This is a genomic window from Streptomyces sp. NBC_01283, from assembly GCF_041435335.1.
Taxonomy (GTDB): domain Bacteria; phylum Actinomycetota; class Actinomycetes; order Streptomycetales; family Streptomycetaceae; genus Streptomyces.
The window spans coordinates 8,497,269-8,518,585 of sequence record NZ_CP108430.1 but is presented as its reverse complement, the minus strand read 5'-3'; the positions used below and the strand labels follow the sequence as shown (position 1 = coordinate 8,518,585).

The following is a 21,317-nucleotide window of genomic DNA, read 5'->3' as shown; positions in this document are numbered from 1 at the left end:
TCTCGAAAACGTGCTGAACCCCAGGGAAAGCACCGCAGGAAAAAGCGATGCCCTCGTCGCCCGCGGGGGATTTGGGCTGACGAAGGCACCGCGTCCGTGGGGTCACAGGTCTACGGGCCCTGGCTCTCTGCGTCCCGGATCTTGGGGCGTCATGTCGTGGCCAGCGCCTCCGTGGGAGGCAGCCTCGCCGCGCGGACCGCGGGATAGAAGCCGGCGAGTCCGCCGATGACCAGGGTCGCGCCGACACCGCCCGCCATCGCCCAGACCGGCACCACGGAGGGCCAGCCCTGATAGGTGGAGTAGCCGGAGGTGACGGCTATGCCGAGCAGGACCCCGCCCAGGCCGCCGAGCGCCGAGAGGAGTAGGGCCTCGCAGAGGAACTGCGTACGGATCTGGCCGCGGGTGGCGCCGAGCGAGCGGCGCAGGCCTATCTCGGAGCGGCGTTCCAGGACCGAGATGACCATGGTGTTGGCGACACCGACCCCGCCGACAAGGAGGGCGACCGCGCCCAGGCCGAGCAGCAGACCACTGAGGGTGTCGTCGGTGGCCTCCTTGGCCTCCAGGACGTCGGAGGGCCGCGAGACGTTCGCCTCGCTGGGGTTCTCCGGGTTGGCGGTGGCACCGAGCACGGACTGGACGTCGCTCACGGAGGATTCCTCGGCGCGGGTGTAGACCGTCGTCGGGTAGCCGTCGAAGTCCAGTTCCTTCTCCGCGACGGGCCAGCCGACCAGCGCGGCCGAGTCCAGGTCGGGAACGAGCTCGTTGGCCGCGAGGATCCCCACGACGGTGAACCACTGACCGCCGAGCCACACCTTCGTGCCGGGCCCGGCCCGGAAGACGCCCAGCTGTTCGGCGGCCTTGGGGCCCAGCACGACGGCCGGGTACCGCTGGTTCGCGGCGTTCAGCCAGCGGCCCTCGACGATCTCCGCGCCCGCCGTCTTCGGCAGGTCCGTACGGGCCGCGTAGACGTTCAGGCCGCCGGTCTCCTCCTTCTTGATGTGGTCGTTGCGGTAGACCTTGGCGCTCGTCTTGCCGATGGCGGAGACCGACTCGACGCCCTTGATGTTGCCGATCATGTCGACGGACGAGTCGGGCAGATGGGCCGCGTCACCGGCGAAGGACTGGCCGGGGGCGACGGTCAGGAGGTTGGTGCCGAGGGCGGCGAGGCGCCGGTTGAGGTCCTCGCTGCTGGAGGTGGAGATGCCCACCACGCCGACCATCGCCGCGATGCCGATGGCGATGCCGAGCGCCGAGAGGAACACCCGCATGGGGCGCGAGCGCAGGCCCGACCCGCCGACCCGCAGCACGTCGGCCGGGCCCATCCGGGCCGGCTTGGGGCGCGGCGGCGGGGCGAGGCGGGGTGGCTCGTGCGCCGGGCCCCGCTCCCCTGTCGTACTCAACTCCTTGGTCGGGCTCATCGCAGGGCCTCCTCGGGGAGCAGCTCGGCCACGTCGGCGGCTTCGGCGGCATCGGCTTCCATGCGGCCGTCCTTGATCCGGACCTCGCGCGGCAAGGAGCCCGCTATGTCCCTGTCATGGGTGATGACCACGACCGTGGTCCCCGCCCGGTGCAGTTCGTGCAGGAGCTCGATCACCACCGCGCCGGAACGGGAGTCGAGGGCTCCGGTCGGCTCGTCGGCGAGCAGCAGCGGCGGGTCGCCGAGGACCGCGCGGGCGATGGCGACGCGCTGCTTCTCGCCGCCGGAGAGCTGGTGCGGCTCGTGATACAGCCGGTGGCCGAGGCCGACCCGGCGCAGGGCCCGCTCGGCGAGTCCGCGCCGCTCGCCGCGCGGCCTGCCGCTGTAGAGCAGGCCGTTGGCGACGCTGTCGAGCGCCGGTACGCCGGGGGCGAGATGGAACTGCTGGAAGACGAAACCGATCGTCCCGGCCCGCAGCGCGGAGAGCTCCCGGTCGCTGAGGCGATCGACGTCGTGCCCGTCGATGTGCACGGTTCCGGTGGTGGGGCGGTCGAGGGTGCCCATGATGTTGAGCATCGTGGACTTGCCCGAGCCGGACGGGCCGACGACGGCGAGCAGCTCCCCGCGCCGGATGACGAGGTCGGCGCCCTTGAGCGCCTCGACCTCTCCGTACCTCTTGGAGACTCCGGCCAGTTCGACCACCGGGTGGGCGGCAGTGGTCACTTGGGGACCCCCACGACCGTGCCGTCGGTGATGCCGGTTCCGGACACCTCGACCATGCTGTCGGAGAACATGCCGACCTTGACCGTCCGCGTCTTCACGTCGCCGTCCGCCTCGACGACCTGCACGGCGTAGCCGCCACCGCGCTGCGCCACCAGGGCGTTGATGGGGACGACGAGCACGTCCTTGCGGGTCTCCGCCTTCAGGGAGATCTTCACGGCGGCGGCCTGGTAGCGGCCCAGGCCCTTCTGGTCCTTGACCTTCATCTCGACGGGCAGGGTGGGCTTGTCGTCGCCGCCCGACTGACCGCCGCCCGAGCCCCCGGAGCCGCCGTCCTGGGAGGGCGTGGTGGGGGTTCCGATGTCGGTCACCTCGGCCTGGACCGAGGTGTCGTCGGGGAGCGTGACCGTCGCCTTGGTGCCGTTCTCGACCATGTCCTCGAACTGCACGTCGAGGTCGACGGTGACGGTGCGTTCGGTGCCGGTCCAGGTGAGGACGGGCCCGTTCGACGGGGCTCCGACCGTGGCCTTCACCTCGGCGACGCGCCTGGCGCCGGGGGCGACCACGGCGTCCGACGGCTGCACGGTCCCGGTCTCCTGGCGGCCCAGGTCGTCCTGCCAGTCCCGTACGGCCCGGGCGGTCGCGGCGTCGTACGTGTCGTCGACGGTGAAGCCGGTGTAGCCGAGCGCGGCGAGGTTCTTCTCCAGAATCTCGACGTCCTTGCCCTCGGTGCCCGTCTCCAGCGGGCGGTAGAAGGGGGTGGAGCCGTAGAGCAGCGGGACCTTCTGCTCCTCCACCTTGTAGGCCGCCTGGCCTCGCTTGACGGTGTCGCCGTCGCCCGGCACCCAGGTGATGATCCCGGCGCCCGCCTTGGAGGGGGCCGGGGCCTGCACGGCCGTCGGATCGCCATAGCCGAGGTTCCCGTCCACGGACTCCGTGCGCGTCAGCGTGGTCCGCTCCACCTCGGCGGTCTTCGGCGGTGCGGAGGGAGCGGCACCCGACGTTCCGGAGCCGTCGTCGCCGAAGACGCCGGTGGTGGCGGCGCCCGCCGCGACGACCACGGCGATCGCCGCGACGACGATCAGCGACATCCGCAGGGGGCGGCGCCTGCGGCCGCTCGCCGGCGGGGGCGGCGTCCCTTCGTCGCCGCCGCCGTCCCCGCCACCGGCCTCGGGGGCGGTCTTCTCCAGGGACGCCTTCTCGAGGGCGGTCTTCTCGGGGTCGTTCTCTTCTCGCCCGGTGCCGACCGCGCCGGGGGGCCGCTCGGACACCTCTCCGGTCTTGTGCAGTTCCAGGGCTCCGGAGCCGTTGACCGCACCACGGACCGGCTCCTCGGCCTCGTCGAACTCCTCTGTCTCCGCGTTCCGTTCCCTCTCACGGGTCTCGTCCGGGGCGGTCATCAGGCGCCGCCGCCGGAGCCGGTGAGGCCGCCGCCGGGCCACTTGTCCTGGCAGGCGATCCTGGCCTTCTGGAACGCGTCACTGCCGGGGTCGATGCCGCTCGCGCCGAAGTCGAGCGACATGTTGCCGCCGTTGATCTCCGGGTCGGGCAGCTTGGGCAGGCCGTTCTCGCGCATGCACTTCGCCCAGGCCGCGACCTTGGCCGAGTCCAGCGCCTTGCCGCCGCCTCCGCCCCCGCCGAGCTGGCCGCCCTGGGGCATCTTGTCGCGGCAGGCCTCCGTGGCGGACTGGAACTCCGGCGAGTTGGGGTCGACGTCGCCGCCCGGCGTGAGCGCGATGCCGCCGCCCGCGTCCTTCTGCGGGTCGGGGAAGCCGGACACGCCGTTCTTGCGCATGCACTGGGAGAAGGCGAGTGCCTGGTCGAAGGGGCTGGTGGGCGAGGCGTCGGCCTTCTTCGGGCTGTCCGAGGACGCGGCCGACGAGTCACCGGAGCAACCGGTGAGGAAGACGCCGGCGACGAGCGCCGACGCCGCGAGCAGTGTCTGTGCGGTTCGCTTGTGTGTGGTGGACATGGGGCCAAGTTCTACGCGGGGACCGGTCACACGGCGGATACAAGCGGCGCCGTCCGTACAGACTCACCCGGCTGTCGGCCCGCCCGCGCGGAAGGCACCCCAACTCGCCTGCGAAGACGGGAACTTCACCGCGGAGGGCAAGGGGCGGGCTGTCCAGGCGGTCGAGGCTCGTCCAGTTCCCCCACCCCGGCGGCACCGCGGTCGAGGAGGTCCACCAGGGTGTGCCTGCTCTTGCCCGACAGTTCCCGCCCCCGCTCCCGGTCGGCGAGGTCGTACAGGGCGGCGACGACGCTGGAGAGATCCTCCTGGAGCCGGGTGAGGATGTCGGCGACCGCCGCCGCATTGGACTCGACGATGTCGCTCCACAGCCGGGAGTCACCGCGGGCGATCCGGGTCGTGTCGCGCAGCCCCTGCCCCGCGAGATGTGCGGCCTCCGGGGGCCCATCACCCAGGCGGGCCGCCATCAGGCTGGCCACCAAGTGGGGTGCGTGGGAGGTCAGCGCCACCGCGTCGTCGTGGGCGCGGGCCCGCATCACGCGGGGCACCGCTCCGCACAGCGCGATCAGTTCCAGGGCGCGGCCGAAGGCGGCCCGGGAGGTGAGGCGGGTCGGGGTGAGCACCCAGGGACGGTCCCGGAACAGCTCCGCGCGGGCGGCGAGAGGACCCGACCGCTCGCGGCCCGCCAACGGGTGGCCGCCGATGTAGCGGGACGGCTCGGGGGCGGTGTCCAGGATCTCCCGCTCGGCGAGAGCCTTGACGCTCGCCACGTCGGTGTAGCTCAACGCGAGCCCACGCGACTGGAGTTCGGCCAGGACGGGGGCGATCTGGCTGGGCGGCACCGCGAGGACGGCCAGGTCCACGGGGCCCTGCGGGGGCTCGGGCCGTCCGGCGCCGAGCACCGCGGCGGCGTGGAGAGCGGACTCGTCACGGTCGGAGAGGTACACGCTCACGCCGCGCAGACGGGCCGCGAGGGCCACCGAGGTGCCGATCAGGCCGGTGCCGACGACGGCCATGGTGCGGATCGTCACGCGACCTCACCATCCCCGTCCAGGCGCTCACGGATCAGCGCGGCGAGCCCGTCGAGGCCCTGCTCGATCCGCTCGTACGTCAACGTGCTGATCGCGAGCCGGAGTTGGCGGAACCCGGCCGTCGCGCCGTAGAAGTGGTGCATGGGCGTGAACAGCACGCCGTGGCGGCGCGCCGCGTACTCCAGGAGGGAGTCGTCGACGGTGAACGGCACGGTGAGCACGATGAAGAAGCCTCCCGTCGGCACGTTCCAGGTGACGTCGGGGCGGCTCCCGAGCCGCCGGTCGAGGCCGTCGAGGACCTGTCGCAGATTGCGCCGGTAGACGTCCGTCTCCTGCTGGTTGGCGGCAACGAGGCTGCAGTCGTGGGCGAGGAGTTTGCCGCCGATCACCGCCTGGGCGATCGGCGAGGTGTTCACGGTGAGCATGCTCTTGAGCTTCGACAGCTCATCGGCGAGCAGTACGTCACCACCGCCGCGGCCGGTCACCCGCTGGTCGGCGACCACGTAGCCGACGCGGGCGCCCGGCATGACGGTCTTGGCGAACGAGCCCAAGTAGACGACGCGTTGGTGCCGGTCGAGCGCCTTCAGCGTGGGCGGCCGGTCGGCGGCGCCGCTCAGGATTCCGTACGCGTTGTCCTCCAGGAGCAGCAGGTCCTCGGCGGCGGCGATGTCCAGGAGCCGCTGCCGGTCGGCGAGCGGCAGACTGACGCCCACCGGATTGGCGAAGTCGGGCGTCACGTAACAGGCGCGGACCCGCTGTCCGGCGGCGCGGGCCCGGTGCAGCTGGACCAGCAGGTCGTCGAGGTCGATGCCGTGCGCACCGGTGCGCACCGGCAGCACGGGCATGTCGGCGAGCAACGCGGCCCCCGTCAGGCCGACATAGGTGGGGCTGGGGGCGAGCACGGCATCGCGGTCGTCGGCGCGCAGCGCGCGCAGCAGCAGGAACATCGCCTCCTGGCAGCCGACCGTGACGACCACGGACGAGGGGTCGGCGTCGATGCCCTCGTCCACGGCGAGACCGCGCGCCACGAGGTCGCCGATGATCCCCTTCGTCGCGCCGTACTGGAACAGCATGCGTGCGGTCTCCGCCTCGCTCAGGCCGAGCCGGGTGCGCAGATGGTCGCAGAAGACCCGGAGGTGTTCGTGGATCTGGGTCACGTCGTAGAAGCCCTCATAGGGGCGCCCGGCCGCGAACGAGACCGCGTCCGGATAGGTGTCGGCGATCTGGTTGAGGAGGTTCATGGACTCCATCGACACATCGGCGAGCGACGCGTGCAGCGTGGCCGCGTTCAACTCCGCGACGGCGATTTCGGTTTGCAGGATTTCCATCACTTCAGCGTCTCCTGACAACAGATCCACAGCAATGGCTTGACAGGTGCGAGAACCGCGAAGGCGGTCGTACCATCGGGTCCGCAAAGAGAATTCCCGCCTCGCGCCTAATGCTGTTCCGGCATTCCGCGACCGGCGCGTCGCGAGCCAGGAATCCACATTCTTCTTCCCACGAGGACTCCGATGACGGATTTACCCGCAACGGCCCCCAACAGTGACCTCACGGATCTCGCGATCGACTATGTCGAGATGTACGTCGACGGCCTGGAGGCGGCGGTTTTCGCCTGGGTCGACAAGTACGCCTTCACGGTCGTCGGCACCGGCGGATCCGGCGAGCACCGCAGCATCGCCCTGCGCCAGGGACGGATGACCCTGGTGCTCACCGAGGCGACCGCGGGACGGCATCCCGCCACCACGTACGTGACCACGCACGGCAACGGCGTGGCCGACATCGCCCTGCGCACCGCCGACGTGTCCGCGGCCTTCGCCGCCGCGGTGGCGGGCGGCGCGCGTCCCGTGCGGCAGCCGACGCGGCACGTGGGCGATGGCCCCGCCGTCACCGCGGCCGTCGCCGGCTTCGGCGACGTGGTGCACACGCTGGTCGAGCGGACAGGGGGCGAAGGCCCCGGACTCCCGCCCGGCTTCGTTCCGGCGCTCGGCTCCCGCGAGGCGCGCACCAGCGAGGCGGGGCTCCTCGACATCGACCACATAGCGGTGTGCCTGAACGCCGGCGACCTCGAATCGACGGCCCGCTTCTATCAACAGGCCCTCGGATTCCGTGAGGTCTTCAAGGAGCACATCGTCGTCGGCGCCCAGGCGATGGACTCCAAGGTCGTGCAGAGCGCGGGGGCCGGAGCGGTGACGCTGACGCTCATAGAGCCCGATCCGCTGGCGCAGCCCGGTCAGATCGACGAATTCCTCAAGAGCCACCACGGCGCGGGCGTGCAGCATCTGGCTTTCTCCAGCAAGGACGCCGTCCGGTCGGTGCGCGCGCTGTCCGCGCGCGGTGTCGCATTCCTCCAGACACCGTCGACGTACTACGACCTGCTCTCCGAAAGGATCGGGCTCAAGTCCCACACCCTGAACGAACTGCGCGCGACGAACCTGCTCGTCGACGAGGACCACGACGGTCAGCTCTTCCAGATCTTCACCGCGTCGGCGCACCCGCGGGGCACGATCTTCTTCGAGGTCATCGAGCGGCAGGGCGCGCAGACCTTCGGCAGTTCCAACATCAAGGCGCTGTACGAGGCCGTGGAGCTGGAACGGACCGGGCAGCGTGTGGCGCGGTGATCCCGCGGCCGCGCGCGATCTGAGCGACGTCGAGCGCGCCGCGGCCGCGGCCCTGGCACCCGAGGTGTGGGACTTCATCGCGGGTGGCAGCGGCCGTGAGCGGTCCCTCGACGCGAACCGGGAGGCGTTCGACCGCATCTTCGTCGCCTCCCGGGTGCTCAGGGACGTCTCGGGATGCACCACCGACGCGACGCTGCTGAACCGCCCGGTGCGGATGCCGGTGGCGGTCGCCCCGGTCGCGTACCACCGACTGGTTGATCCCGAGGGGGAGTTGGCCACCGCTCGGGCGGCGAAGACGGCAGGTGTGCCGTTCACCGTGGCCACCTTGAGCAGTGTCCCCGTCGAGGAGGTCACGGCGGTCGGCGGCGCGGTGTGGTTCCAGCTCTACTGGCTCCGTGAGCGGCAGCGGTCCCTGGATCTGGCGCGCCGGGCCGAGGACGCGGGCTGCGAGGCGCTGATGCTCACCGTCGACGTGCCCTGGATGGGCCGCCGGCTGCGGGACGTTCGCAACGGCTTCGCGCTGCCCGGCCATGTACGGGCGGCGCATCTCGACGGCGGTGCGCCCTCGGCGGCGCACCGCTCCGGCACGGAAGGCTCGGCCGTGGCCGCCCACACCGCCGAGGCGTTCTCGCCCGCGGTGACGTGGTCCTGCGTGGAGGAACTGCGGGCGGCCACCCGCCTCCCGCTGATCGTGAAGGGCATCCTGGCCCCCGAGGACGCGGTGCGGGCCGTGGGCCTCGGCGTGGACGCCGTCGTGGTGTCGAACCACGGCGGCCGTCAGCTCGACGGCGCGCTGCCCGGCATCGACGCCCTTCCCGAGGTCGTCGATGCCGTCGGCGGCGCATGCGAGGTCATGGTGGACGGCGGCGTGCGCGGCGGCACGGACGTGCTCAAGGCGCTTGCGTCGGGGGCGGACGGGGTCCTGGTGGGGCGGCCTCCGGTGTGGGGGCTCGCCGCGGCCGGTGAGTCCGGCGTCCTGCAGGTCCTCGATCTGCTGGCCGCCGAGCTCCGCGACGCGCTGGGGCTCGCGGGCTGCGCCGGTGTCGCGGCGGCCAGGGAGCTGCGTACGGTGCGACTGCCTCAGTGACCGGCTGTGTCGTGTGCGCGTTCGCGATCGTGCTCGGGTCCGGGCTCGGATTCGTCCTCGGATTCGTGCTCGGGCCCGTGCTCGCTCTCGTGGAACGTGATCGCGCCGGACGGGCAGCGTGCGGCTGCCCTGCGCACGGCCCCCGCCACCTCGGGTCCGGGGGCCGGCACGTTCAGCAGAACCTTGCCGTCCTCGTCCGACTGGTCGAAGACCGCGGGGACCTGGGCCATGCAGAGCCCGGAACCCGCGCATCGGTGGCGGTCCACCCGTACGTCCATCTGCTCCTCCTCCGCGTTACCTTCCGCGTTCTCTTGCACCGGACGGCTCTTCACCAGGTCACCGGCAGCCGCTCCACCCCGTGGGCGAGCGCGTGCACGCGGAACGGCACCTCGTACTCGGGCACGGCGAGACGCAGGCCGGGGAAGCGCCGCAGCAGCGCCGGATAGGCGATCCGCAGTTCCATCCGGGCCAGTGCCGCGCCCAGGCAGTGGTGAATGCCGTGACCGAAGGCGACATGCGCCCCCGGCTCGCGTGTGATGTCGAAACGGTCGGGTTCGGCGACCAGCACGGGGTCACGGTTGGCCATCGGCAGCGAGCACAGGACGTGCTCCCCCGCGCTGATGAGCTGCCCGCCGACGGTGACGTCCTCCAGGGCGGTCCGTGGCGTCGGCGCGTGCGGCACCGACAGGTGGCGCAGCAGCTCCTCGACGGCACGGTCCACCGCTCCGGGGTCGTCGCGGACCGCGGCCAGCTGGTCGGGGTGGCCGAGCAGCAGCAGGGTGCCGAGGCCGAGCATGCCCGAGATGTTGTCGAGGCCTGCGAGCACCAACAGGACGCAGACGCCCCGCAGTTCCTTGTCGGTGACCTCATCGCCGTGGTCGCGGATCAGCATGCCCAGGAAGCCCTCGTCGGGATCCCTGCGCTGCCGGGCCACCATCGCGGCGACGTACCGCGAGAGCAGTTCCCCGGCCGCCGCCCGCCGCTGGCGCCCCCGGCCGGGGGCGAGGAAGGCGTGGCAGCGGCGCAGGAAGTCGGCGCGGTCGTCGCGCTCCACGCCGATCAGCTCGCACAGGGCCGCGCCGGGGACGGGGGAGGCGAAGGCCGCGACCAGTTCGGCGGGCGGGCCCGTGCGCTCCATGGCGTCGAGGTGCTCGGTGACGATGCCGGTGACGCCCGGCTCGATCCTGCGCATCCGGCGCAGGGTGAACTCGGGCGTGAGGATCTGCCGGAGCCGGGTGTGCTCGGGCGGGTCGTAGTCCATGAGCTGCCCGATGAGCTCGTCGGGCCGAGGCTGTTCACCCTGTCCCGACGAGGACCGCGCCGAGGCCGGTCCGAAGCGGCGCCGGGTGGAGAACCGCCGGTGGTCGCCGAGGACTTGGCGCACCTCGGCGTGGCCCGTGACGAGCCAGACGGGCACCCCGTCGGTGCCGGGGCCCACGTCGATCCGGGTGACGGGACGCCCCTCGGACAGCCGGCGCAGTTCCTCGGCCGGGCCGAAGCGTTCGCGGCGGGTGTGGACGAGTCCGGGCTCGGTCGTCGATGTCATCGCTCCCCTACCAGGTGACGGGCAGTGTCTCCACGCCGTACGGCGCCTGCGTCCGGAAGCGGATCTCCTCCGGCGGCGTGGCGGAGCGCAGCTCGGGAAAGCGGCGCAGCACCGCCAGATAGGCGCTCTTGAGTTCCATCCGCACCAGGGAGGCCCCGATGCAGTAGTGGATGCCGTGGCCGAGCCCCACGTGAGCGGTGGCCTCACGGGTGATGTCGAGGACGTCCGGCGGGGTGCCGGGCGGCCGGACACGGTTGGCCGCGAACAGCGAACAGGCCACCTGGTCCCCGGCCTTGATCACCTTGCCCGCCAGGGGTACGTCCTCGCGCGCGGTCCGCGGCGATGCGGTCGGGATGATCGACAGGTAGCGGATGAACTCCTCCACCGCCTGGTCGATCAGGTGCGGGCACTGCCTCAACAGACCCAGCTGATCGGGGTTTTCGAGCAGCGCCAGGATACCGAGGCCCAGCATGCTGGCCATGTTCTCGACGCCCGAGCCCATGACGAACGCGGTGAGTCCGACGAGTTCGTCGTCGTCGATGTCGTCGCCGTGCGCACGCACCAGCCTGCCGAGCAGGTCGTCGCCGGGCGCGCGCCGGTTGCGGGCCACGAGTTGGCCGACATACGCGAGATACGCGGCGCCCGCGGTCATCTGCAACTGCCGGCCGCGGAAGGCGGGGCGGCTGACCTTGAGCAGCCGCGCCAGCTCCGCGCGGTCGTCGCGCTCCACGCCGAACAGCTCGCACATGACGAGGCCGGGCACGGGCCAGGCGACGTGCCGCATGAAGTCGGCGGGCTGCCCGGCCTTCTCCATGGAGTCCAGGCAGTCCGCCACGACGGATTCGACGGCGGGCTCCAGGCCGCGCATGCGGCGCACGGTGAACTCCGGGGTGAGCAGCAGCCGGAGCCGGGAGTGGTCGGGCGGGTCGTACTGGATGAGGTTGCCCGCCTGGACCGGCCTGTTGCCGCCCGCGGGCGGGGCCGTGCTGAACCGCTCCGCGTCGCCCAGGACCGCGCGCACCTCGTCCTGGCCCGTGACGAGCCAGCCCGTCGACGAGCTCGCCCCGTCGACGAGTTCGACCTCGGACAGAGGTGCCCGCGCGCTGAGTTCGCTCAACTCGGGAAGCGGGTCGAGGCGGTCCCTGCGGTTGTGCATGGAGAGGTCTGACGGCCGCGCCATGCGCGGACCTCCTTCTGCTCGGCTTCTGCTCGGCTGCTTGTGCTCGGCTTCTGCTGCTCGGCTTCTATTCGGGTGGGCTCTGGGCGGCCACGGGCAGCTGCCAGAACATGCCGTCGGGAGACGGCACCAGACCGCCGCTGAACAGCGGGGCCTCCGCTTCGGCGTCCTCCCCCAGCAGGGCGCGCATCTGGACCTGGCCGCCCTCCTGCATGACCTCGCGCACCACCGACGACTTGAACAGCGGCACCATGCTTCCGTCCTGGCTGCCGGCGAGTTCGTCGACCGCGGCGGCGAACTCCTCGGAGTCCGAGGAGAAGCGCTTGGCGAGGATCTCGGCCTCGGTCAGGACGCGCTCACCGGAGGAGACACCGCCGATGAGCTCGACGAACGACTGGAGTTCGGGCCGGGCGGTTTTGGTGACCTTCTTGGCCTGCCAGAAGTACGAGTCCTCGTCGTGGTGCATGTCGTAGAAGGACAGGAGGAATTCGTAGAACACGCCGTACTCGCGCCGGTAGCGGGCCTCGAACTCCTTCAACGCCGGTTCCTCTTCGACGCGCTCGGACAGCACGCTGTTGATGGAGCGGGCCGCGAGCAGTGCGCTGTACGTCGCCAGGTGGACGCCCGAGGAGAACACCGGGTCGACGAAGCAGGCGGCGTCGCCGATGAGGACGAGGCCGGGGCGGGAGAAGGTCGTCTGGTGGTACGAGTAGTCCTTGCGGACGCGCAGTTGTCCGTACTGGCCGGTGGTGACCCGTGTGGCGTCCGCGAGGTACTCGCCGATCAGGGGGCACTCGTCGACGAGTGCCATGAGCGCCTTCTCCTGGTCGCCCTGGATCTTCTCGGCCATCTCGCGCCGCACCACGGCGCCGACGCTCGTCAGGGTGTCGCTGAGGGGGATGTACCAGAACCAGCCGCTCGGGAACGCGACCGACAGGATGTTGCCGGAGTTGGGCTCCGGGAGCCGCTTGCCGCCCTCGAAGTAGCCGAACAGGGCGAGGCTGCGGAAGAACTCCGAGTACTCGCGCTTGCCGCCCACGCGCTGGTAGACGCGGCTCTTGTTGCCGGACGCGTCCACGACAAACGTGGCGAGCGCCCGGCGTTCGTTGCCGTCGGCGTCGGTGTACGTGACGCCCCTGACCCGCTCGTCGTCGGCGATGACGTCGAGCACGGCGCAGCCTTCGCGGACCTCGGCGCCCACCTTGCGGGCGTGCTTGAGCAGGATGTCGTCGAACTTGGACCGCTCCACCTGGTAGGCGAACGACGTCGGCCCGCTCATGCGCGGGGAGACGGAGAAGGAGAAGGTCCAGGGGTCCGGGTTGGCCCCCCACCTGAAGGTGCCGCCGCGCTTGCGCGGGAAACCCGCCTTGGCCAGTTCGTCCGCGACACCGGTCAGCCTGCACACGCCGTGCACGGTGGACGGCAGCAGCGACTCACCGATCTGGTGGCGCGGGAAGAACTCCTTCTCCAGGACCAGCACGCGCCGCCCCTGCATGGCCACCAGTGCGGCCAGTGTCGACCCGGCGGGCCCTCCGCCGACCACCACCACGTCGAATTCCTCGGAATCCGGCAAGGTCATCCCTCCTCCCCTTTTCTCCCGGACGGGATACCGAATTGCACGGCACCCGACCGAGGAGCCCCATTTTCCCATTGGTACTGACGCTCAATTGAGTCTGAAATCGCCCTGCCCGGGCGTCAAGGCCGTCCATCCGTCAGCGCGTGGACGGCGTTCTTTTTCGGAGTGTTCCGCGTTTCCCGCTTGTGTCTGCGCCCTGTCAGGGACAACAAAGGCCCCGTCATAAAGGTGGTGATCAATGCCATGAGCACGAGGACGGTGAAAAGCGGCGGGCCTATGATGCCCGCGTTCAACGCGACGTTCAGGACGATCAGTTCCGTGAGGCCGCGGGTGTTCACCAGTGTGGCCACGGTCGCCGACCGGTAGGAGTCCATGCCGCTGATCCGTGCCGCCGCGTACGCCGGTCCGAGCTTGCCGATGACCCCCACGGCGAGGATCAGGAGCAGCAGGAGGCCGCCGTTCCCGTCCAGCGATCCGATGTTGAAGGACAGCCCCGTCGTCACGAAGAACAGCGGGAGCAGCAGGTCGGAAGTCTGTTCCATCGGCCGCAGCACGTCCGCGTCCGGCACACCGTCCCTGCGGGGCATCGTGAGCCCGGCCAGGAGCCCGCCGAACACGGGGTGCAGGCCGAGCTCCGCGGTCACCCAGGCGCTGCCCAGGGCGAGGCCGAGCGCGATCGTGAGCTGGTGGGCATGCAGCGCCCTGGAGCGCCGGAGCCACCACCCGAGCACCGGCCGCACCGCCAGGAACAAGGCGGCCACGAACAGGGCGATCAGGAGCAGCGTCAGCTGCCACGACCGGCCGGTGGCGTGCCCGGTGCCGGCGAGCGCGGCGGCCAGGACCAGCCACGCCACGACGTCCATGAGCCCGGCGGCCGTGGTGGCCACCGTGCCCTCGGGGGTGCCCGCGAGCCCCCGCTCACGGACGATGGCCGCGAGCACGGGAAGTGCGGTGACGGACACCGCCACGGCCATGAACAGCCAGAACGCCCTGCCGTCCGCGTGCCCCGGCTGGACCGCGTCGAACGCCCCGTGGAACACCCCGACCGCGCCCGCGCCCAGTCCGGCGGGCACCAGGAACGCGCACAGCGCCACGGTGGCCGCCGCTCTGCCTCCCTGGCGAAGCTGCCGCCAGTCCATCTCGTACCCCACCACGAACATGAAGATCACGATGGCGATCTGTGAGAGCACCGTCAGGAACGGCAGCACTTCCGGCGGGAAGAGCTTCGAGGTCGGGTCCCCGGGCAGGCGGCCGAGCAGCGTCGGGCCCAGGGCGATACCGGCGACGATCTGGCCGATGACCACCGGCTGGCCGCAGCGGCGGGCCAGCGCTCCGAGGAGACGGGAGACGATGACGATGACGGCCACGTCGCCGATCGCCACGGTCACCAGTGATTCGGTGTCCACCTACGACGCCGCCGTCCCGTGCCTGCTCATGTCCGCGACGAGGCTCTTGGGCCGCATGTCCGTCCAGTTCTCCTCGATGTAGGCGAGGCATTCCTGCCGGGTGCCCTCGCCGTGCGCGGAGGTCCACCCTTCGGGGATCTCGGCGAAGGCGGGCCACAAGGAGTGCTGTCCCTCGTCGTTGACGAGAACCAGGAAGGTGCCGTCTTCGTTGTCGAACGGATTGGTCATCGTTCAGTCCTTTTCGGTTGCTGGGTCGATGTGCGCCGGCCGGGATTCGTCGCGCCGAGTTTCTGGGCGACGACGCGCGTGACGCGCGACAGGGCTTCTGGTTTGAGCATGTCGTAATGGCCGACGGGTACTTCGTGCGATTCGATGTCGCCCTCGACGTAGGGGCGCCAGCTCGCGACGGCGTCCGCCACGGTCCGGTCCTCGGTCCGGTCGGCAGCCGCCACGAAGAGCAGCAGGTCGCCGCGGGAGGGGCGAGGCGTGTGGTCCGGCGCGAACCCCGACATGTTGCGGACGACCCTCTCCAGATTGGAGAGAGCCTGCTCGCTCATGCCCGACGACCGGTAGAGGGAGGCCACGTCGCCGCCCTCTCCCTGCCGCAGCACTCCATAGCCCTCCGACTCCTGTCCCTCCTCACCGCGGAACCGCGACTTGGCGGCCCCGCTGCCGGGATAGGCGTCCAGCAGCGCCAGGAGCGCCACTTCTTCGCCCAGTTCCTCCAGGCGGGCGGCGACGGCCTGGGCGATGGTCCCGCCGATGGACCAGCCCAGGAGGTGGTAGGGGCCGACGGGTTGGACGGTGCGGATCTCGTCCGCGTAGTCGGCCGCCATCTCCTCGACGCTGCCCGGCAGTTGATCGGGCCCGGCAATCCCCCGCGCCTGTATGCCGTACACCGGCTGGTCCTGCGGAAGGTGCGGCAGAAGAGCGGCGTAGGTCCAGCTCAGGCCCATGCCGGTGTGCAGGCAGAACAGCGGAGGGCGGCTGCCTATCGGCCGCAGGGGCAGCAGGACGCCCAGGTCGCCGCGGCTCCTGCCGAGGCGCCGCCCCGCGCCGGTGTCCCGCTTCCACGCCTGCTCTTCGGGCTGTACGGCGATGCGGCCCGCGTTCGTCCGCTTCGCCCGTTCGCCGGTACGGAACATGCGCTCGCCCGCGGCGCCGAAGGGGCACGCGACGAACCGTTCGCCCGAGCGTCCCGGGCCGTCCGCGTAGCCGCGGGCCAACAGGGCGCCCGCCAGGTACAGGTCGCCCGCGACACCCGGCGGCACCGGACGCAGGCGTTCGTCGAGCACGAGGGCGCGGGTGTTCAGGACCGGGCTGCCGGTGCGGGGCTCCCACACTCCGGTCGTCCCGGGGCCGGTCCGGTCCTCCAGCCAGACCCCGCCCGTCTCGGGCACTCCGTAGCCGCACACCAATGGCGCGGAGGGGTGCCGCTCCCGCCGCTCCCGCAACTGGTCCACGGTCCGCGGCTCGCCCGTCAGGTCGACGACCAGGGCCTCGGGGGCGCCTTCGAGCAACTCGGGGGTGGTGACCACCAGGATCCCGGGCTCCTCCGCCGCGAAGTCCTGACCGGGTGTGCCGAACCGCACGCTCCCTCCCGCGCAGAGTGCCGCGAGCAGTGGCGTCACGAGCGCCGCGAACGGGGCCCTCGCATCCAGCAGCGGTGTCGCTCCCAACGCCGGGGAGGCATGCATGCGGTACGTCGTGTGGGAGGCGAGCGTGCGGTGTTCCATGACGGCGCCCTCGATGACGAGAGCCGCGTGCCCCGGAAGGGCGGGCCGGGCAGAAAGGGTCTCCTCCGGCAGCCCGTCGGTCTCGTGCCGCGCCGGTTCGTCGAGGACCACGATCCGTGTGGTGGCGTCGGCGGGCATCGCCGCGGCGGACGCCTCGTCGCAGACCAGGATCCCGCCGGCCGCGGGAGCGCCCCCGGCCGAAGTGCTCGCGGGATCCTCGGCGAAGGAGACGGCCGCCCCGGCCTTCAGTACGCCGAGCAGCGCGACGGCCAGGGCGTTGCCGGTGGGCTGCGCCACGGCGACGACGCGCTCCGGGCCCGCCCCCCGCTCGGTCAGCCGCCGGGCGAGCCGCCCCGCGGCGGCGTCCAACGCCTCGTACGTCAGGGAGCCCTGAGGATCCGTGACGGCGACCGCGTGGGGCGTACGTGCCGTCTGCTCGGCCAGCATCTCCACCACGGTGCGTGCCGGAAGCCCGGCCGCGGTGTCGTGCTCGCTCGCCACGAGGCGGCGGGCCTCGTCGGCGTCGAGCAGGACGTCGACCGTGCTCAGGCTCCGCTCGGGATCGGCGGTCACCTGCTCAAGGACGCGGATGAACCGCCGCGCGAGTGCCTGCGCGGTTGAATCATCGAACAGCTCGGTGGCGTAACGGAGTTGGCCGTCGATGCCGCCGAGATCGCCGTCCGGCTCGTACCGTTCCGTGAGGCTGAAGGACAGGTCGAGCTCGGTGGATTCCGCGCCCACCTCCAGGCGGGCGGTGCGCAGACCGGGCAGCTCCCAGGGGTCCCACGGCTCGGCGACGCTGTCGTCGACTTCGAGGAGCACCTGGAACACCGGGTGGCGTGCGAGCGAGGGCGGCAGCTCCAGGGCGTCCACGAGGCGCTCGAAGGGCACGTCGCGGTGTTCGAGCGCCTCTTGATTGCCCGTCAGCACCCGGCCGAGCAGTTCGCGGAACGTGGGGTCGCCGGACGCGTCGGCGCGCAGGGCGAGCGCCCCGGCGAAGGGGCCCACCAGTGTTTCGAGGCCGGATTCGTCGCGGCGCGGGACCCGCGTACCGATGGTGACGTCGGTGCCCGCGCCGAGCCGGGCGAGCAGCATCACGAGGGCCGCCTGCACCACCATGAACGTCGTCGTCCCGTCATCCTCGGCCAGGTCGGCGAGGCGTCCGTGCGCCTCGGCGTCGAGGCGCAGCGGGACGGTGCCCGCCCGGTGCGAGGCGACGGCGGGCCGCGGTCGGTCGGCGGGCAGCTCGATCTCGGCATCGATGCCCGCCAACGTGTCCTTCCAGTAGGCGAGTTGATCGTTGACCAGGCTCTCGGGTTCCTGCTCGCCCTGGAGGAGTTGCCGCTCCCAGAGCGCGTAGTCGGCGAACTGGAGCGGCAGCGGGGCCCGTTCCGGTACGCGGCCCTCGCGGCGCGCGCCGTAGGCGGTGGCCAGGTCACGGACCAGGACGTCGAGCGACGCCTCGTCGGCGGCGATCCGGTGCACCACCAGGAGCAGCACATGATCGGATTCCGAAAGACGCAGGAGCGTCTGTGTCCACGGCGTCTCCTGGCCGAGGTCGAACGCGTGCCCGGCGCGGGCGGCCAACAGCTCCGGCAGCTCCGCCTCGGTCGCCCGCACCACGGCCGGCGCCGGGCGGGACACAGCGACGTCCAGGACGCGCTGCCGCATGGCGCCACCGCGCGCTCCCTCGAAGGTGGTGCGCAGGATCTCGTGGCGCGCGGCGACATCGCCGAGGGCCGCCCACAGTGCCTCCTGGTCCAGCTCGCCGCTGAGCCGCAGCGCCACCGGGATGCGGTCGGTTCCCGCCTCGTCGTCGAGCCGGGACATCAGCCACGTGCGGAACTGCCCTGCGCTGACCGGGACTTCGTCGCGGTTCTCGACCGGTTGCAGCACGGGCCGTGCCTTGGTGGCGAGCAGCCGGGCGACCCCCACCGGTGTCGGCGAGCCGAAGAACTGCCGGATGCCGAGCTCCGCGTCGAACTCCTCCCGGATCCTTCCCGCGAGGCGCATCGCGAGCCCCGAGTCGCCGCCCAGGTCGAAGAAGCTGTCGTCGGGTCCCACCCGCTCCAGGTCGAGCACCTCGGCGAACAGCCGGCACAGGGTTTCCTCGACCGCGGTCCGGGGCTTGCGGCCCGACACGCGCTCGGCGAAGTCGGGGGCGGGCAGGGCCTTGCGGTCGACCTTGCCGTTGCGGGTCACGGGCAGGGCGCCCAGGGCCAGCACGGCGGCCGGGACCATGTAGTCGGGCAGGATCTCGGCCGCGTGGGCGCGGACGAGTTGAGGGTCGATGGTCTCCGTCCCCTCGGGTACGACGTAACCGACGAGGCGGCGTTCGCCCGGACCGTCCTCACGGGCGACGACCACGGCCTGGGCCACGGCGGGGTGGGCTGCCAGGGCCGCCTCCACCTCACCGAGCTCCACCCGGAAGCCACGGATCTTCACCTGCTCGTCCGCGCGCCCGACGAAGAGCAGCTCCCCGCCCTCGGTCTCGCGCACCAGGTCGCCGGTGCGGTACATCCGCTCGCCGGGCAGGTACGGGCAGGCCACGAACCGTTCGGCGGTCAGGCCCCGGCCGTTCCGGTAGCCGTGCGCCAACCCGGCGCCCGCCACGTAGAGTTCGCCGGTCACGCCCGGCGGCAGGGGCCGGAGGAACGCGTCAAGGACGAAGGTACGACGGTGGGGCAGCGCGCTCCCGATGGGGAGTACGGAGCCCATCGCGTCGCCCGGACTCAGCACGTGCCAGGTCGCGCACAAGGTCGTCTCCGTCGGCCCGTACATGTGGCGGACGGTGACGTCCGGGCAGACCTCGCGCACCCGGGCCACCGATGCGGCCGGGACGACGTCCCCGCCGGTCAGCACCTCGCGCAGTCCCGCGAAGCAGTCGGGCCACTCCTCCGCGAGCACCCGGAACGACCCCGCGGTCAGATGCAGCGCCGTGACGCCGCCCTTCACGTGCTCGCGCACCTGCTGGGCATCCACCACGCCGGGATCGGCGACCACCACGCGGCCGGCCGCGACCAGCGGGACCCAGATCTCGAAGAGCGACGCGTCGAAGGCGTGCGGGGCGTGCATGAGGACCGCGTCGTCCGTGCTCACGGACCAGCCGCGCTCCCCCACCAGCGCCGCCACGCTCCCGTGCGGCACCTCCACGCCCTTCGGCTCACCTGTCGAGCCCGACGTGTACATCACGTACGCCACGTCCTGCGCGGCCACCTGGACCATCGGCTGGTCGGTTCCGCACTCCGCCGGCGTCGCCCGCACCTGAGGGTCGTCCAGGGCCACCGATCGCGCCGCGGCCCGCTCCGGCACCACGTGCCGGCTCTCCCGGGTGCACACCACGCGCACCGGAGCCGCGTCCTCCAGGACGAACGCCACCCGGTCCCTCGGCCAGCCCGCGTCCACCGGCACATAGGCGGCGCCCGTCCGCCAGATTCCCAGGAGAAGGGTCAGCAGGTCCGGCGACCGCTCGATCACCACCGCGACGCGGTCTCCGCGCCGCACCCCCATGCCCGACAAGTACTGGGCCCAGCGGCCGGACTCCGCCCACAACTCCCCGTACGAGAGTGCTCGTTCGCCCTGGACGGCCACCGCACGCGGCGACGAGACCACACGCCCGGCGATCAGCTCCGGCACCACCGCGTGCGGGGACCGAAGCACCGCACCGCGCTCGGCGGAGGCCATCGCCCCGACGCGTCCCACGACCACCGTTGGATCTGCGACCACTTGTTCAAGGATCCGCACCAGCGAGGCGAGCGCCGCCGCGGCGACACGTCGGTCGAACAGGTCCGGGCGGTACTCGAGCTTCAGGTGCAGGCGTTCGGCGGGGCCGACGACCAGTGTCAGCGGGTAGTGCGCGGCCTCGCGGGTGAACCCCGCCGGCCTGAGCGACAGACTGTCGCTGTCCGGCGACGCGGCGGCGGCCGGAGGCTGCGGGAAGCTCTCGAACACCAGGAGCGTGTCGAAGCCTGCTCCCGGGCCCGCCGCCCTCTGGATCTGCGGGAGGCCCAGGTGCTGATGGGGCATCAGAGCAGACTGCTGTTCCTGGAGGTCGTGGAACATCTCCACCACCGGTTGCTCACCGTGCAGTTGCACGCGCACGGGCAGCGTGTTGATGAGCAGTCCCACCATCGTTTCCACGCCCGGCAGCTCGGGAGGGCGGCCCGCCACCGTCGCGCCGAACACGACGTCCGTGCGCCCGGCCAGCCGCGCGAGGACCAGCGCCCACGCGCCCTGCACCACGGTGTTGACCGTCAGTCCGTTGGCGCGGGCCAGCTCCGTCACACCCCGCGTGGCCTTCTCGGGGAGGTCTTCGCCCACGTTCTCGGGAAAGACCGGGAGCCGGTCGGGGACGGCTGGTGCCACCAGCGTCGGTTCGTCGGTGCCCGCGAGTGCCGCCTGCCAGGCGTCCTGCGCGGCTGCCGTGTCCTGGCGGCCGAGCCACTTCAGATACTCGCCGTAGGAGGTCGTACGGCCGAGCCGGGAGGCGTCGCCGCCCGCCGCGTAGATCTCGGAGAGTTCACCGATGAGGATCGGCGCCGACCAGCCGTCCATCAGGATGTGGTGGCTGGTGATGACCAGACGGTGCCTGCGCTCGCCGACCCGGATCAGGAGGAGGCGCAGCAGCGGTGGCGCCGCCAGATCGAAGGCCTGGGCCCGCTCGCTCTCCGCGAGGCGTTCCAGCGCGGCCCCCTGTGCGGACCCGCCGAGGTCCGACACGTCCTCCGTACGCCAGGGCAGCGCCACGTCCCGCGCGATGACCTGCACCATCTGCGCGCCGCTCACCTGCCGGAAGCAGGCGCGCAGTGCGGCGTGCCGGGCCAGGAGCGCCTCCCACGATGCCCGCAACCGGCCCGCGTCCACGGGACCGTCGATGTCGAGTGCGGACTGCACGGTGTACACGTCCGGGCCCTGGTCGTCGAAGGCGGCGTGGAAGAGCAGTCCTTCCTGGAGCGGCGACAGCGGCCACACGTCCTCGACCGGTGATCGGGTCATCTCTTCTCTCCTCGGAGCTTCGTTGCCTCGGAGCCTCAG

The 21,317-nt window shown here is 71.7% G+C and carries 15 protein-coding genes; 2 read left to right on the top strand and 13 right to left on the bottom strand.

Annotation, left to right across the window (positions count from 1 at the left end; translation table 11 throughout):
- Nucleotides 1-149 precede the first annotated feature (149 nt).
- From OG302_RS38490 to OG302_RS38465, 6 genes are all read right to left on the bottom strand, one after another.
- On the bottom strand, nt 150-1,418 hold the full coding sequence (locus OG302_RS38490; protein ID WP_371749385.1) for an ABC transporter permease: 1,269 nt from the start codon (nt 1,416-1,418) through the stop codon (nt 150-152).
- A complete protein-coding gene (locus OG302_RS38485; protein WP_371749384.1) occupies nt 1,415-2,140 on the bottom strand; it encodes an ABC transporter ATP-binding protein in 726 nt (241 codons plus the stop codon). The genes OG302_RS38490 and OG302_RS38485 overlap by 4 nt, the downstream gene beginning before the upstream one ends.
- Entirely contained in the window at nt 2,137-3,537 is a 1,401-nt protein-coding gene (locus tag OG302_RS38480) for a peptidoglycan-binding protein (RefSeq protein WP_371749383.1), read from the bottom strand. Before OG302_RS38480 ends, OG302_RS38485 begins: the two co-directional genes overlap by 4 nt.
- The gene (locus OG302_RS38475) at nt 3,537-4,109 is read right to left on the bottom strand and encodes a hypothetical protein (protein ID WP_371749382.1); all 573 of its coding nucleotides are present in this window, start codon (nt 4,107-4,109) and stop codon (nt 3,537-3,539) included. Before OG302_RS38475 ends, OG302_RS38480 begins: the two co-directional genes overlap by 1 nt.
- A 125-nt stretch (nt 4,110-4,234) precedes the next feature.
- Nucleotides 4,235-5,137 (bottom strand): prephenate dehydrogenase, encoded by a 903-nt coding sequence (locus tag OG302_RS38470; protein WP_371749381.1) that lies wholly within the window; start codon nt 5,135-5,137, stop codon nt 4,235-4,237.
- Entirely contained in the window at nt 5,134-6,465 is a 1,332-nt protein-coding gene (locus tag OG302_RS38465; protein WP_371749380.1) for a PLP-dependent aminotransferase family protein, read from the bottom strand. The genes OG302_RS38470 and OG302_RS38465 overlap by 4 nt, the downstream gene beginning before the upstream one ends.
- Before the next feature lie 183 nt (nt 6,466-6,648).
- Between OG302_RS38465 and hppD the strand changes: the two genes are divergently transcribed.
- Together hppD and OG302_RS38455 are read left to right on the top strand one after the other, a co-directional pair.
- Nucleotides 6,649-7,755, top strand: coding sequence for a 4-hydroxyphenylpyruvate dioxygenase (hppD, locus tag OG302_RS38460; RefSeq protein ID WP_371749379.1), 1,107 nt, complete (start codon nt 6,649-6,651; stop codon nt 7,753-7,755).
- Nucleotides 7,742-8,842, top strand: a complete 1,101-nt coding sequence (locus tag OG302_RS38455; RefSeq protein WP_371749378.1) for an alpha-hydroxy acid oxidase — start codon at nt 7,742-7,744, stop codon at nt 8,840-8,842. The genes hppD and OG302_RS38455 overlap by 14 nt, the downstream gene beginning before the upstream one ends.
- Here the strand turns inward: OG302_RS38455 and OG302_RS38450 are convergent.
- The 7 genes from OG302_RS38450 to OG302_RS38420 form a co-directional block, all read right to left on the bottom strand.
- Nucleotides 8,836-9,159, bottom strand: a complete 324-nt coding sequence (locus tag OG302_RS38450) for a ferredoxin (RefSeq protein WP_371749377.1) — start codon at nt 9,157-9,159, stop codon at nt 8,836-8,838. The genes OG302_RS38455 and OG302_RS38450 overlap by 7 nt on opposite strands.
- 11 nt (nt 9,160-9,170) lie before the next feature.
- Nucleotides 9,171-10,388, bottom strand: a complete 1,218-nt coding sequence (locus OG302_RS38445; protein ID WP_371749376.1) for a cytochrome P450 — start codon at nt 10,386-10,388, stop codon at nt 9,171-9,173.
- 7 nt (nt 10,389-10,395) lie between these two features.
- Nucleotides 10,396-11,568, bottom strand: a complete 1,173-nt coding sequence (locus OG302_RS38440; RefSeq protein ID WP_371749375.1) for a cytochrome P450 — start codon at nt 11,566-11,568, stop codon at nt 10,396-10,398.
- A 64-nt stretch (nt 11,569-11,632) separates the two neighbouring features.
- Nucleotides 11,633-13,144 carry a tryptophan 7-halogenase gene (locus OG302_RS38435; RefSeq protein ID WP_371749374.1) on the bottom strand — a complete coding sequence of 504 codons (1,512 nt, stop codon included), beginning with the start codon at nt 13,142-13,144 and terminating at the stop codon, nt 11,633-11,635.
- Nucleotides 13,145-13,260: 116 nt separating this feature from the next.
- Nucleotides 13,261-14,547: a cation:proton antiporter gene (locus OG302_RS38430; protein WP_371749373.1), complete on the bottom strand. Its 1,287-nt coding sequence runs from the start codon at nt 14,545-14,547 to the stop codon at nt 13,261-13,263.
- Nucleotides 14,548-14,775 (bottom strand): MbtH family protein, encoded by a 228-nt coding sequence (locus OG302_RS38425; protein WP_371749372.1) that lies wholly within the window; start codon nt 14,773-14,775, stop codon nt 14,548-14,550. It lies immediately after the preceding gene.
- Entirely contained in the window at nt 14,772-21,278 is a 6,507-nt protein-coding gene (locus tag OG302_RS38420) for an amino acid adenylation domain-containing protein (protein ID WP_371749371.1), read from the bottom strand. The genes OG302_RS38425 and OG302_RS38420 overlap by 4 nt, the downstream gene beginning before the upstream one ends.
- Nucleotides 21,279-21,317: the final 39 nt, after the last annotated feature.